This window comes from Streptomyces sp. NPDC086147, from assembly GCF_040702165.1.
Classification (GTDB): domain Bacteria; phylum Actinomycetota; class Actinomycetes; order Streptomycetales; family Streptomycetaceae; genus Streptomyces.
The window spans coordinates 233,035-245,567 of the sequence record NZ_JBFBJO010000007.1; the positions used below are offsets into that span (position 1 = coordinate 233,035).

At 73.7% G+C, this 12,533-nt stretch carries 10 protein-coding genes; 8 read left to right on the forward strand and 2 right to left on the reverse strand.

Features of this window, described 5'->3' with window-relative positions; all coding sequences use genetic code 11:
* Positions 1-6 precede the first annotated feature (6 nt).
* Together AB0398_RS18440 and AB0398_RS18445 are read left to right on the forward strand one after the other, a co-directional pair.
* Positions 7-1,932, forward strand: a complete 1,926-nt coding sequence (locus AB0398_RS18440; protein WP_366376274.1) for a biotin carboxylase N-terminal domain-containing protein — start codon at positions 7-9, stop codon at positions 1,930-1,932.
* Positions 1,929-3,062: an acyl-CoA dehydrogenase gene (locus AB0398_RS18445; protein WP_366376276.1), complete on the forward strand. Its 1,134-nt coding sequence runs from the start codon at positions 1,929-1,931 to the stop codon at positions 3,060-3,062. Before AB0398_RS18440 ends, AB0398_RS18445 begins: the two co-directional genes overlap by 4 nt.
* A 67-nt stretch (positions 3,063-3,129) precedes the next feature.
* Here the strand turns inward: AB0398_RS18445 and AB0398_RS18450 are convergent, their stop codons facing one another.
* Positions 3,130-3,936, reverse strand: coding sequence for a sporulation protein (locus AB0398_RS18450; RefSeq protein ID WP_366376278.1), 807 nt, complete (start codon positions 3,934-3,936; stop codon positions 3,130-3,132).
* A gap of 496 nt (positions 3,937-4,432) precedes the next feature.
* Between AB0398_RS18450 and AB0398_RS18455 the strand changes: the two genes are divergently transcribed.
* The 4 genes from AB0398_RS18455 (at position 4,433) to AB0398_RS18470 (ending at position 8,756) form a co-directional block, all read left to right on the forward strand.
* Positions 4,433-6,019 (forward strand): AMP-binding protein, encoded by a 1,587-nt coding sequence (locus AB0398_RS18455; protein ID WP_366376279.1) that lies wholly within the window; start codon positions 4,433-4,435, stop codon positions 6,017-6,019.
* Positions 6,016-6,741, forward strand: coding sequence for an enoyl-CoA hydratase family protein (locus AB0398_RS18460; RefSeq protein WP_366376281.1), 726 nt, complete (start codon positions 6,016-6,018; stop codon positions 6,739-6,741). Before AB0398_RS18455 ends, AB0398_RS18460 begins: the two co-directional genes overlap by 4 nt.
* A complete protein-coding gene (locus AB0398_RS18465) occupies positions 6,729-7,307 on the forward strand; it encodes a TetR/AcrR family transcriptional regulator (protein ID WP_366376283.1) in 579 nt (192 codons plus the stop codon). The genes AB0398_RS18460 and AB0398_RS18465 overlap by 13 nt, the downstream gene beginning before the upstream one ends.
* Positions 7,308-7,712: 405 nt before the next feature.
* The gene (locus AB0398_RS18470) at positions 7,713-8,756 is read left to right on the forward strand and encodes a 2-oxoglutarate and iron-dependent oxygenase domain-containing protein (protein ID WP_366376284.1); all 1,044 of its coding nucleotides are present in this window, start codon (positions 7,713-7,715) and stop codon (positions 8,754-8,756) included.
* Here the strand turns inward: AB0398_RS18470 and AB0398_RS18475 are convergent.
* Positions 8,735-9,835: a citrate synthase 2 gene (locus tag AB0398_RS18475; RefSeq protein WP_030208616.1), complete on the reverse strand. Its 1,101-nt coding sequence runs from the start codon at positions 9,833-9,835 to the stop codon at positions 8,735-8,737. The two genes, AB0398_RS18470 and AB0398_RS18475, sit on opposite strands and share 22 nt — an antisense overlap.
* Before the next feature lie 275 nt (positions 9,836-10,110).
* On the opposite strand from AB0398_RS18475, the gene pdxH reads away from it, so the two are divergent.
* Both pdxH and AB0398_RS18485 read left to right on the forward strand, forming a co-directional pair.
* Positions 10,111-10,740, forward strand: a complete 630-nt coding sequence (gene pdxH / locus AB0398_RS18480; protein ID WP_366376435.1) for a pyridoxamine 5'-phosphate oxidase — start codon at positions 10,111-10,113, stop codon at positions 10,738-10,740.
* Positions 10,741-11,174: 434 nt separating this feature from the next.
* Positions 11,175-12,509 (forward strand): PAS domain-containing protein, encoded by a 1,335-nt coding sequence (locus AB0398_RS18485; protein ID WP_366376286.1) that lies wholly within the window; start codon positions 11,175-11,177, stop codon positions 12,507-12,509.
* Positions 12,510-12,533: the final 24 nt, after the last annotated feature.

Sequence of the window (12,533 nt, forward strand, 5' to 3'; positions counted from 1 at the left end):
CGAGTCATGATCTCCAGGCTGTTGGTCGCGAACCGGGGCGAGATCGCCTGCCGGGTCTTCCGCACCTGCCGTGACCTCGGCATCTCCACCGTCGCCGTGTACGCGGACGCGGACGCCGACGCGCTGCACGTCAGGGAGGCCGACGCGGCGGTACGGCTGCCGGGGGCGGCGCCCTCGGAGACGTACCTGCGCGGCGACCTGATCGTGGCGGCGGCCCTCGCGGCGGGCGCGGACGCCGTCCACCCCGGCTACGGCTTCCTCTCCGAGAACGCCGGCTTCGCCCGTGCGGTCATCGACGCCGGGCTCGTCTGGATCGGCCCGCCCCCGGCCGCGATCGAGGCCATGGCCTCGAAGACCCGCGCCAAGGAACTCCTCGGCATCGAGCCCCTGGACCCGGCCCGGGTCACGGAGTCCGACCTGCCCGTCCTGGTGAAGGCGGCGGCGGGCGGCGGCGGCCGGGGCATGCGGATCGTACGCGAACTGGCCGATCTGACAGGAGAGTTGGAGTCGGCGTCGGCGGAGGCGGCGAGCGCGTTCGGGGACGGCGAGGTCTTCGTCGAGCCGTACGTGGAGGACGGCCGCCACGTCGAGGTGCAGCTCCTCTGCGACGCGCACGGCACGGTCTGGGCGCTCGGCACCCGCGACTGCTCCCTCCAGCGCCGCCACCAGAAGGTGATCGAGGAGGCCCCGGCCCCCGGTCTGCCCGCCGCCCTGGAGGCCTCCCTCCTGGACGCGGCCGTCCGCGCCGCCAAGGCCGTCGGCTACGTCGGCGCGGGCACGGTCGAGTTCCTCGTCGCGGACGGCCGGGCGCACTTCCTGGAGATGAACACCCGCCTCCAGGTCGAGCACCCCGTCACGGAGGAGGTCTACGGGGTCGACCTCGTCGCCCTCCAACTCGCCGTCGCCGAGGGCGAGAAGCTGTCGCCGGAGACCCCGGCGCCGCGCGGCCACGCGATCGAGGCGAGGCTCTACGCGGAGGACCCGGCCCGGGGCTGGGCCCCGCAGACGGGCGCCCTGCACCTCTTCGACGTACCGGAAGGGGTCCGGCTCGACACCGGCTACGCCTCGGGGGACGCGATCGGCGTCCACTACGACCCGATGATCGCCAAGGTCACCGTCCACGCCGCCACCCGCGCCGAGGCCGTCCGCAAGCTCGCCCGCGCCCTGGAACGGGCCCGGATCCACGGCCCCGTCACCAACCGGGACCTGCTGGTCGCGTCCCTGCGCCACCCGGAGTACGCGACGGCGGACCGCCTCGACACCGGCTTCTACGACCGCAACCTGCCCGCCCTCACCACCGCCCCTGAGGGCGGGGAGCTCGCGGCCGTCGCCGCCGCCCTCGCCGCCGCCTCCGCCCGCCGGGGCCGCTTCGGCGGCGGCTGGCGGAACCTCCGCTCGCAGGACGAGACGCGGACGTACGGGGACCCCTACGGGAGCCACCGGGAAGACCACGAGGTCCGCTACCGGCCGACACGGGACGGCGGGTACGAGGTCACCGCGCCGGAAGGGGTACGGGTCGTGGCGGCGGCCCCGGACCGGGTGAGCCTCGAAACGGCGGGTGTGGTCCGCCACTTCGACGTGACGGCCTACGAGGACGGAACGGTCCACGTGGGAGGCCACCGCCTCACCGCCCGCCCCCGCTTCACCGACCCCCGCGAGCAGACCGCGCCCGGCTCCCTGCTCGCCCCCATGCCCGGCACCGTCGTCCGGGTCGCGGACGGCCTCGCCGTCGGCGACCGGGTCACCGCCGGGCAGCCGCTCCTCTGGCTGGAGGCCATGAAGATGGAGCACCGCGTCACCGCTCCGGCCTCCGGCACGCTCACCGCGCTCCACGCCGCCCCCGGCCGCCAGGTCGAGGTCGGCGCCCTGCTCGCCGTCGTACACGCACAGGCATCCGTACCGACCGAAGCACAGGAGGACCCGTCCGCATGAGCACCATGATCGAGACCGAAGAGCTCACCGCGCTCCGCGCCGCCGTCTCCGCGCTCGGCCACCGCCACGGCCCCGGCTTCGACCGGGCCGGACTGTGGGCCGAGGCCGGGAAGCTCGGCTACCTGGGCGTGAACCTGCCCGAGGAGTACGGCGGCGGGGGCGGCGGCATGGCCGAGCTGTCGATCGTCCTGGAGGAGGCGGGCGCGGCCGGCGCGCCGCTCCTGATGATGGTCGTGTCGCCCGCGATCTGCGGCACGGTCATCGCCCGCTTCGGCACGGAGGAGCAGAAGCGGGCCTGGCTGCCGGGGCTCGCGGACGGCACGAGGACGATGGCGTTCGGCATCACCGAGCCCGACGCCGGCTCGAACTCGCACCGCATCACGACCACGGCGACCCGCACGGAGGAGGGCTGGGTCCTCAACGGCCGGAAGGTCTTCGTCTCGGGCGTGGACATCGCGGACGCGACCCTGATCGTGGGCCGCACGTCGGACGCGCGCACGGGGAAGCTCAAGCCCTGTCTCTTCATCGTGCCGCGCGACGCGCCCGGCTTCGGGCGCCGCCACATCGAGATGGAACTCGACGCGGACGAGAAGCAGTTCGAGCTCACCCTCGACGACGTGCGCCTGCCGGAGGACGCGCTCGTGGGAGACGAGGACGCGGGCCTCCTCCAGCTCTTCGCGGGGCTCAACCCGGAGCGGATCATGACGGCCGCGTTCGCGATCGGCATGGGCCGGTACGCGCTCGCGCAGGCCGTGAAGTACGCGAAGGAGCGCCAGGTCTGGAAGGCCCCGATCGGCGCCCACCAGGCCGTCGCGCACCCCTTGGCCCAGGCGCACATCGAGCTGGAGCTGGCCCGCCTGATGATGGCGAAGGCGGCGCAGCTCTACGACGCGGGCGACGACTTCGGCGCGGGCGAGGCCGCGAACATGGCCAAGTACGCCGCCGCCGAGGCCTGCGTGAAGGCCGTCGACCAGGCCGTCCACACCCTCGGCGGCAACGGCCTCACCAAGGAGTTCGGCCTCGCCCGCCTGATCACGGCGGCCCGGGTGGCCCGGATCGCGCCGGTCAGCCGCGAGATGATCCTCAATTACGTGTCCCACCAGACGCTGGGGCTGCCGAAGTCGTACTGAGACGGGGCCTCCCGCGGGCCGGGCCGGGGCGGGCCCTGCCGTTCCCGGCCCGCGGGAACGGGAACGGTCAGTCCTCGTCGTCGTCGGCGGCGTGGCTGTCGCCCAGGAGGCCGACCTCGCCGATCCAGCGGCGGACAGCCTCGCCGAAGTCCACCCGGCCGACCTCGTGGTGGGCGGCGACGTAGCGGCGCGCCGGCGGCTTCTGCTTCCAGTAGCGCTCGCCGATCCGGGCCTTGCGGAGGAAGATCTCGCAGCCGACCGCGTTGGTGTGGAAGTGCAGTTCCAGCTCCTTGGGGCGGCCCTGCCCGGAGCTCCGCTCGTCGACGAGCAGGAACCCCTGCGTCCGGTAGACGTGGTACTCGGTGCGGGGGATGTTCCCGCTGTGGACGCGCGAGGTCCGCAGGGCGTACCCCTCGGCGGCGAAGGCGTCGAGGACGGCTTCGTGGAGCGGCAGCGCGGTGATGTGCACGAGGTCGTCGTCCGTCTGGGCCTTGACGCCCTCGGCCTCGACCTCGGTGTGCAGGCCGAGGTGGACCCCGAGCTTCTGTCCCTTCACCTCGCTCAGCGGGGTCTCCCACTTGAGCCGGTGACGGATGCGGAGACGCTTCTCCTCGCCCTTCTCCAGGGTGAAGTAGCCGCTCACGCTCGGGTAGTCGAAGGTGTCACCGCTGTCGCCGTCGCCGTCGCCCTTGTGGGCCACCGGCGCGTCGGTGACGAGCCGCAGGTAGATCGACTTCACCTCGATGCGCCGGTCGGGAGCACGCAGCACGACCTCCCCGCTCAGGATGCCGCCGGGCAGCGCGGGCTCGGCCTGGACGAGGGTGTCGATTTCGAGCGGTATGCCGCCCATGCCGAGAAGACGTTTGAAGACCATGCGGGCAGGCTAACCGGCTGTTGACCTCGGCGGGAGCGGAAATTCGAAGGTACGCGGGCCGGTTCGGACGACGCGGCGCGGTGACCCCGCTCATGGGCGTCCACGACGTCCTTGCCGTCAGGTGGGGGCGCGTACGGGCGAGCCGGGCGATCCGCCGTACCGACGACGGAGCCCGGGGGAGCCGTTCGACGCGGCTCCGGTGGCCGTCGGGCCAGGTCGGCCGCGGCTTGAGGTCGTCGCCGAGATGCCGGCGCGGTGCGGGACGGGCGCATGTAAGTCTCCCGCGTCGCCCTCACAGGGCGGCGAGGACTCGTTCCGGTACGGCCCCGCGCTTCGGTGCGGGGCCGTACCGGTTTCCTCGTGCGCCCGCACAGGCACCGCCCCGAAATCATGCATGCGTGCTTGATTGTTCTACGGGGTACTGACAAGGTCTCCCCAAGTCGCCGCCCCACCCGCGATCCTGTCGCTCACCTTCCACCTCTCCAGGGGGTCACACATGGTGTTCCACAGCGCGTACGAGGACGTCCGGGCCGTCTCGCTCCCCATCCACGACGCGGTGCTCGGCCGCGCCGCCGGGTACGGGGACGCCCCGGCCCTCGTCGACGGCTCCGGCGCGGAGGGCGCGCTCACCCTCACGTACGCCCAGGTCGACGCCTTCCACCGGCTCGTCGCCGCCGGGCTCGCCGAGGCCGGCGTCCGCAAGGGCGACGTGCTCGCCCTGCACAGCCCCAACACCGTGCTCTTCCCCATCGCCTTCTACGCCGCCACCCGCGCCGGCGCGTCCGTCACCACCGTCCACCCGCTCGCCACCCCCGCCGAGTTCGCCAAGCAGCTCCGCGACTCCTCCGCCCGCTGGATCGTCACCGTCTCGCCCCTGCTCCCCGCCGCCCGCGCGGCCGCCGAACTCGCGGGCGGGATCGAGGAGATATTCCTCTGCGACCAGCCCTCGGAGGGCGAGACGGTCCGCTCCCTCCAGGCCTTCCTCGGCTCCACCGGACCCGTCCCCGAGATCGAGGTCGACCCCGACGAGGACGTCGCCGCCCTCCCGTATTCGTCCGGCACGACCGGGGTACCCAAGGGGGTGATGCTCACGCACACCTCGATCGCGACCAACCTCGCCCAGCTGGAGCCGTTCATCCCGATGGGGCCGGGCGACCGGATCCTCGCCGTGCTGCCCTTCTTTCATATCTACGGCCTCACCGCCCTCATGAACGCGCCCCTGCGCCAGGGCGCGACCGTCGTCGTCCAGCCCCGCTTCGAGCTCGACACCTTCCTGCGCGCCGTCCAGGAACACCGCATCAACGGCCTGTACGTCGCCCCGCCGATCGTCCTCGCCCTCGCCAAGCACCCGGCCGTCGCCGACTACGACCTGTCCTCCCTGGAGTACATCGTCAGCGCCGCCGCCCCGCTCGACGCCGCCCTCGCCGAGGCCTGCTCGAAGCGGCTCGGACTCCCGCCGGTCCGGCAGGCGTACGGCATGACCGAACTCTCCCCGGGCACCCACGTCGTCCCGCTCGACGCCGAGACGCCCCCGCCCGGCACCGTCGGCAGGCTCCTGCCCTCCACCGAGATGCGGATCCTCTCCCTGGACGACCCCGCGAAGGACGCCGCGCCCGGCGAGGAGGGCGAGATCGCCATCCGGGGACCCCAGGTCATGAAGGGCTACCTCGGCCGCCCCGACGCCACCGCCGCCATGATCGACGCCGACGGCTGGGTCCACACCGGCGACGTCGGACGCGTCGACGACGACGGCTGGCTCTTCGTCGTCGACCGCGTCAAGGAACTCATCAAGTACAAGGGCTTCCAGGTCGCCCCCGCCGAACTGGAGGCGCTGCTCCTCACCCACGAGGGCATCGCCGACGCCGCCGTCATCGGCGTCACCGACGCCGAGGGCACCGAGATACCCAAGGCCTTCGTCGTCCGCCAGCCCTCCGCGCCCGGCCTCACCGCCGAGGAGGTCGTCGCGCACGTCGCCGCGCGCGTCTCCCCGTACAAGAAGGTCCGCGACGTGGAGTTCGTCGACACCGTCCCCCGGGCCGCGTCCGGGAAGATCCTCCGAAGGGAACTGAGGGAACGCGCATGACCACACTCGTCACCACGTCCGAGGAACGGGGCGTCACCACCCTCACGCTGAACTCGCCCGCCACCCGCAACGCCCTCTCCGCCGCCCTCGTCGGCGAGCTCGCCGACGCGCTCGCCGCGTGCGGCAAGGACCCGGGCGTACGGGCCGTGGTCCTCGACCACGCCGGTACCACCTTCAGCGCCGGCGCCGACCTGAAGGCGCCCCCGAGCCCGTACGACTTCGTCGCCCTGCTCCGGCGGATCGTCGAGCTGCCGAAGCCCGTCGTCGGCCGGGTCACCGGCCACGCGCGCGCGGGCGGCCTCGGCCTGCTCGGCGCGTGCGACGTGGTGGTGGCGGGGGAGGGGGCGGACTTCGCCCTCACGGAGGTACGGATCGGGGTCGCGCCCGCCGTCATCTCCCTGACCCTCCTGCCCCGGCTGGAACCGCGCGCGGCGGCCCGCTACTACCTGACGGGCGAGCGGTTCGGGGTGCCGGAGGCCGTCGCCATGGGCCTGGTGACGGCGGGCGACGACGCCCTCGACGGCATCCTCGACGCCCTGCGCGCGGCCTCCCCGCAGGGCCTGCGGGAATCGAAACGGCTGGTCACCGCTAAAGTCCTGGAGACCTTCGAGAGCGACGCGGAGGACCTGGTGCAGAGGTCGGCCACGCTCTTCGCCTCCGCCGAGGCGCGCGAAGGGATGACGGCCTTCCTCGAACGACGGGACCCCGCATGGCGGCTGTGACCGCACCCAAGCAGGACAGGAGCCGCGCCACCCGGCAGCGGCTCCTGGAGGCCGCCGTGTCCTGTCTGGCCGAGCACGGCTGGGCGGGCTCGACGGTCTCCGTGGTGGCGGAACGGGCCGGCGTCTCCCGTGGCGCCGCCCAGCACCACTTCCCCACCCGCGAGGACCTCTTCACGGCCGCCGTCGAGTACGTCGCCGAGGAGCGCTCCCAGGCGCTGCGGGCGCTGCCCTCCGACGACCGCGAGGCGGCCGTCGCCGCCCTCGTGGACCTCTACACCGGCCCCCTCTTCCGGGCCGCCCTCCACCTCTGGGTCGCCGCCACCGGCGAGGACCAGCTCCGCGCCCGCGTCACCGAGCTGGAGGCCCGCGTCGGCCGCGAGTCCCACCGCATCGCCGTCGAGGTCCTCGGCGCCGACGAGACCCGCCCCGGCGTCCGCGAGACCGTCCAGGGCCTCCTGGACATGGCCCGCGGCCTCGGCCTCGCCACCCTCCTCACCGACGACCGCGCCCGCCGCGAACGGGTGGTCACCCAGTGGGCACGGCTGGTGAACGAGACGCTGGCGTAGGGGTACGGCCCCGACCGGGAGGAGCGCCCGGATCAGGAAGGACGCCCCGTCACGTGACCCGCGCCACACCCCTCCCGGGGTCCCCGCAGTACTCTGTTCGCATGCCTCCGCTCGTACGCCGTCGCCACGTGGACTTCGTCCGCGTCACGAGCATGAGCTGTCGACGCTCCGTCTGACTCTCTCGGCCTCCCGGGCCCCGGCCTCCCGGCTCCCGGCAGGCCACCGGCCTCTCCGGCCCCCGGGCCTCCCGGGTCCTCCGGACCCGCCCGGCCCTCCCAGACCTTCCGGGGTACCACTCCACCCACCCCTCCGGGTCCGTCACCGAGCCCCAGCAGACCGGCACCCGCGGCACCCGCCCCACCCCCGGCGGCCGCCCCGGGCACCCGTAGACCCCGCGGACACCTCATGACCAGCAGCTCGTACTCCTCGCAGCTCCCCATCGTGGATCTCTCCGCCGCCGACCGCGGCCCGCAGGCCCGGAGGCTGCTCCACGCCCAGCTCCACTCGGCCGCCCACGACGTGGGCTTCTTCCAGCTCGTCGGGCACGGGGTGACCGAGGCCGAGACCGAGGCCCTCACCTCCGCCATGCGCGCCTTCTTCGCGCTGCCCGAGGCCGACCGGCTCGCCCTCGACAACCTCAACTCGCCGCACTTCCGGGGCTACACCCGCATCGGCGACGAGCGGACGCGGGGCGCCCGGGACTGGCGCGACCAGCTGGACATCGGCGCCGAGCGCCCCGCGCACGCCCCCGCGCCCTGGGAGGCCCCGTACTGGTGGCTCGAAGGCCCCAACCAGTGGCCCGGGGCCCTGCCCGAGCTGCGCACCGCCGCCCTGCACTGGATCGACCGCCTCAGCGGCGTCGCCGAGCGCCTGCTGCACGAGCTGCTTGCCTCCATCGGCGCGCCCGAGGACTTCTACGACGACATCTTCGGCCCGCACGCCCACCCGCAGCTCAAGCTGGTGCGCTACCCGGGCAGCAGCGGCGAGGGCGACGAGCAGGGCGTGGGCGCCCACAAGGACTACGGCTTCCTGACCCTGCTGCTCCAGGACCAGGTGGGCGGGCTCCAGGTGCAGCGCGAGGACGGGAACTTCCACGACGTGCCGCCGCTGCCGGGCGCGTTCGTCGTCAACCTGGGCGAGCTGCTCGAAGTGGCCACGAACGGCTACCTGATCGCCACCAACCACCGGGTGGTCTCCCCGCCCGGCGCGACGGAACGTTTCTCCGTCCCGTTCTTCTACAACCCGCGGCTCGACGCCCGGATCGCCCCGCTGGACTTCCCGCACGCCTCCACGGCTCCGGGCGTCACCACGGACCCGTCGAACCCGCTGTTCGCGGAGTACGGGCGCAACGCCCTGAAGGGGAAGCTCCGCGCCCACCCGTCGGTGGCGGCCCGCCACCACGCGGAGCTCCTGCTGCACCCCGAGGGTCAGCCGGCGATGTCGGCGTAACCCTCGATGTCGCGCGGGTCCCGGCGGCCGGGACCCGTGTAGCGGGCCGAGGGGCGGACCAGGCGGCCGGTGCGCTTCTGCTCCAGGATGTGCGCCGACCAGCCGGCCGTGCGGGCACAGGAGAACATCGAGGTGAACATGTGCGCCGGGACCTCGGCGAAGTCGAGGACGATGGCCGCCCAGAACTCCACGTTGGTCGCCAGGACGCGGTCGGGGCGCCGGTTGTGCAGCTCCTCCAGGGCGGCCTTCTCCAGGGCCTCGGCGACCTCGAAGCGCGGCGCGGCCAGCTCCTTGGCGGTACGGCGGAGCACGCGCGCGCGGGGGTCCTCGGCGCGGTAGACGCGGTGGCCGAAGCCCATGAGCCGCTCGCCCTTGTCGAGGGCCTGCTTGACGTACGCGGTGGCGTCGCCGGTCCGCTCGATCTCCTCGATCATGCCGAGGACGCGGGAGGGCGCGCCGCCGTGCAGCGGGCCGGACATGGCGCCGACGGCGCCGGAGAGCGCGGCGGCCACGTCGGCGCCGGTGGAGGCGATGACGCGGGCGGTGAACGTGGAGGCGTTCATGCCGTGCTCGGCGGCGGAGGTCCAGTAGGCGTCGACGGCCTTGACGTGCTTCGGGTCGGGCTCGCCGCGCCAGCGGATCATGAACCGCTCGACGATGGACTGCGCCTTGTCGATCTCGCTCTGCGGGACCATCGGGAGGCCCTGGCCGCGCGCGGACTGCGCGACGTACGAGAGGGCCATGACGGCGGCGCGGGCGAGGTCGTCGCGGGCCTGCTCGGGCGAGATGTCGAGGAGCGGTTTGAGGCCCCAGACGGGCGCGAGCATGGCGAGCGCGGACTGCACGTCGACGCGGATGTCGCCGGAGTGGACGGGGATCGGGAACGGCTCGGCGGCGGGCAGGCCGGGGTTGAAGGCGCCGTCGACGAGCAGGCCCCAGACGTTGCCGAACGAGACGTGGCCGACGAGGTCCTCGATGTCGACGCCGCGGTAGCGGAGGGCGCCGCCCTCCTTGTCGGGTTCGGCGATCTCCGTCTCGAACGCGACGACTCCCTCAAGCCCGGGTACGAAGTCGGACATCAGGCGGCTCCTCTATCGATGATCGATCAAGTGGGTTGATCGATGGCGGGAATCAACAGTCATCCAGCCGAAGAGTCTGTACGGTTCCGATGATGCGGGGAAGCGTGACGTCCGGCACACTCCGCCGATCCGGCGGCGAAGGATTAGGGCCCTCCGGTGCCGGGCAGACTGGCCCGCTGCCGCAGAATGGCCCCGTGACCGATTCCGCGAGCGACGATCCCACGCACCGCCCGGCGACCCGTCCGGCGACCGGCGGCGCCCCGGACCCCGCCGACATGCGCGAGCAGTACCGCACCACGGAACTCTCCCCGGCCGACCTCGCGCCCGAGCCGGTCGCGCAGTTCACCCGCTGGTTCAAGGAGGCGGCGGAGGACCCGGCGATCCACGAGCCGAACGCGATGGTGGTCTCCACCGCGACCCCCGACGGCCGCCCGTCCTCCCGGACGGTCCTGCTCAAGCACTACGACGGGGCCGGCTTCGTCTTCTTCACCAACTACGACTCCCGCAAGGGCCGGGAGCTGGCGGCCAACCCGTACGCCTCGCTGCTCTTCCCCTGGCACCCGGCGGCCCGCCAGGTCGTCGTCACGGGCCGCGCCGAGCGCGTCGGGCGCGACGAGACGGTGGCGTACTTCCGCACCCGCCCGCACGGCTCCCGGCTCGGCGCCTGGGCCAGCCCGCAGTCCTCGGTGATCGCCTCCCGCGAGGAGCTGCTCGCCCGCTACGACGAACTGGCGGCCCGCTACCCCGAGGACGCCCAGGTCCCGGTCCCCCCGCACTGGGGCGGCGTCCGGGTCGTCCCGGACACGGTCGAGTTCTGGCAGGGCCACGAGAACCGCCTCCACGACCGCCTGCGCTACGTCCGCGAGCCGGACGCCACCTGGCGCGTGGAACGCCTGGCCCCGTAAGGGCCCCGGGGACCCGTAAGACCTCCGGCCTCCTGAAACGGCCCCGGAAACGCAGACGACCCGTGAGCCTTGGTCCCGTCCGCCCAGGCGCCTGGGTCGGACGGGAGCCGGCCGGACTGACCGGCGGCTCACGGGTCGGGTGACTGCGTTGGTCTTCGGCAGACTGGCCTGCCGAGGTGCACAGAGTGCGACGGCAGGCCTTAGCCCGCAGTCACCTCACGAGTCCGAAAAGAAACCATTTTTTCGGATCACCTCCTTTCGCGTGTACCCCCACCCTAGGCACCGCCCCGGCGCCCTTCAAGGGATTTATCCGCGCCTCCGGAAAGGGCTCGTTCGCCCGCTCCCGTTCGTTTCCGGCAGGAAACAATGTGGACGAAGGTGGTGTGCTCTGCGTCACGTTCCAGTTGAATGGTCCACAGCATGGGGGGTGTCGGGTGAGTGCTTTCGCGGAGTCCACGAGTGAGGCCGCTTCCGTTCCCGGGGCGGGGGCCGATCTGCTGGCCGCGCTGCTCGACGGGATGGACGCGGCGCTCTGCGCCTTCGACGCCGACGGGACGGTCACCCACTGGAACCGGGAGGCCGAGCGGATCCTCGGGTGGTCCGCCGGGGAGGCCGTCGGGCGGCGCGGGTTCGAGGGGTGGGCGGCGCGGAGCGCGGACGCCGAGGAGACCCTGGGGCGCCTGATGGGGGCCATGAGGGGGGCCGGGCGGCAGGTCCACGAGTTCACGCTGTTCCGCAAGGACGGCGGGCGGGTGCTCGTGCGGAGCCAGGCGGCCGGGGTGCGGGGCGCGGACGGCGCGCCCGCCGGGGTGTACTGCGCGTTCAGCGAGGTCCACGTCCAGCTCGACCTGGAGCGTTCGGTCGCCCTCAGCGAGGCCCTGTTCGACGACGCCTCCTGGGGCGTCGTCCTGGTCGACGCCGACCTGCGCCCCGCCATGGTCAACGCCCACGCGGCCCGGTCCTTCGGGGCCGGGCGCACGACCCTGCTCGGGCGCCCGCTCGGCGACGTCGTCGTGCACGGGGCCGAGGAGCTGGAGGCCGCCTTCCAGCACGTCCTGGCGGAGGGCACCCCGCCCGCGCCCGCCGAGGTGTGGGTGACGCTGCGGACACCCTCGGGGGAGCGGCGGCGCTGCTGGCGCAGCGGCTTCCTGCGGCTCGCGTCCCCGATGACGGAGGCGGCGGTGCCGCTGGGGGTCGCCTGGCTGTTCCAGGACGTGACCGAGGAGCGGCTCGCGGCGCGCGAGGCGGACCGGCTGCGGTTCCGGTGGAGCCAGCTCCACCGGGCGGGCGCGGCGGCGGCCGAGTGCGAGGACCCGGCGGAGGCGGCGGCGGTCCTCCTGGAGTTCTCGCTCGCCGGGTTCGCGGACCACGCCCTGGTGGACCGGGTGGCGGGCGACCGCCGTCTGACCCGGGCCCTGGCCGTCCCGGCGACCGCCCCCGGCCCGTCCTCCCCGCCCGTGGGCGGCGGCATCCCGCTGCGGTACGGGCCGAGGCACCCGGCGCTCCAGGCCTGGGACCGGACGGGCACGGTCCGGGCGAGCGCGGGCCGTACCGCCGAGGTGTGGGCGGAGGCCCACCAGTGGCCCGGCGACGCGGCGCACGCCCTGTGCGTGGTGCTGCGCTCCCGGGCCCGGACCCTGGGCGTCCTCACCTTCCTGCGGGCCGCCTGCCGCCCGGCCTTCGAGCGCGAGGACGCGGTCTTCGCGGAGTCGGTGGCGACGGGGGTCGCGTCGTTCCTGGCGCTCGGGGACGGGCCCGCGGCGTACTGACCCGGGTGCCGGCAGGGCCCGGCG

Excerpts from the sequence above, each read along its gene's own strand:
- AB0398_RS18440 (WP_366376274.1), top strand. The coding sequence starts at position 7 with ATGATCTCCAGGCTGTTGGTCGCGAACCGGGGCGAGATCGCCTGCCGG.
- AB0398_RS18445 (WP_366376276.1), top strand. The coding sequence starts at position 1,929 with ATGAGCACCATGATCGAGACCGAAGAGCTCACCGCGCTCCGCGCCGCC.
- AB0398_RS18450 (WP_366376278.1), bottom strand. The coding sequence starts at position 3,936 with ATGGTCTTCAAACGTCTTCTCGGCATGGGCGGCATACCGCTCGAAATC.
- AB0398_RS18455 (WP_366376279.1), top strand. The coding sequence starts at position 4,433 with ATGGTGTTCCACAGCGCGTACGAGGACGTCCGGGCCGTCTCGCTCCCC.
- AB0398_RS18460 (WP_366376281.1), top strand. The coding sequence starts at position 6,016 with ATGACCACACTCGTCACCACGTCCGAGGAACGGGGCGTCACCACCCTC.
- AB0398_RS18465 (WP_366376283.1), top strand. The coding sequence starts at position 6,729 with ATGGCGGCTGTGACCGCACCCAAGCAGGACAGGAGCCGCGCCACCCGG.
- AB0398_RS18470 (WP_366376284.1), top strand. The coding sequence starts at position 7,713 with ATGACCAGCAGCTCGTACTCCTCGCAGCTCCCCATCGTGGATCTCTCC.
- AB0398_RS18475 (WP_030208616.1), bottom strand. The coding sequence starts at position 9,835 with ATGTCCGACTTCGTACCCGGGCTTGAGGGAGTCGTCGCGTTCGAGACG.
- pdxH (WP_366376435.1), top strand. The coding sequence starts at position 10,111 with ATGCGCGAGCAGTACCGCACCACGGAACTCTCCCCGGCCGACCTCGCG.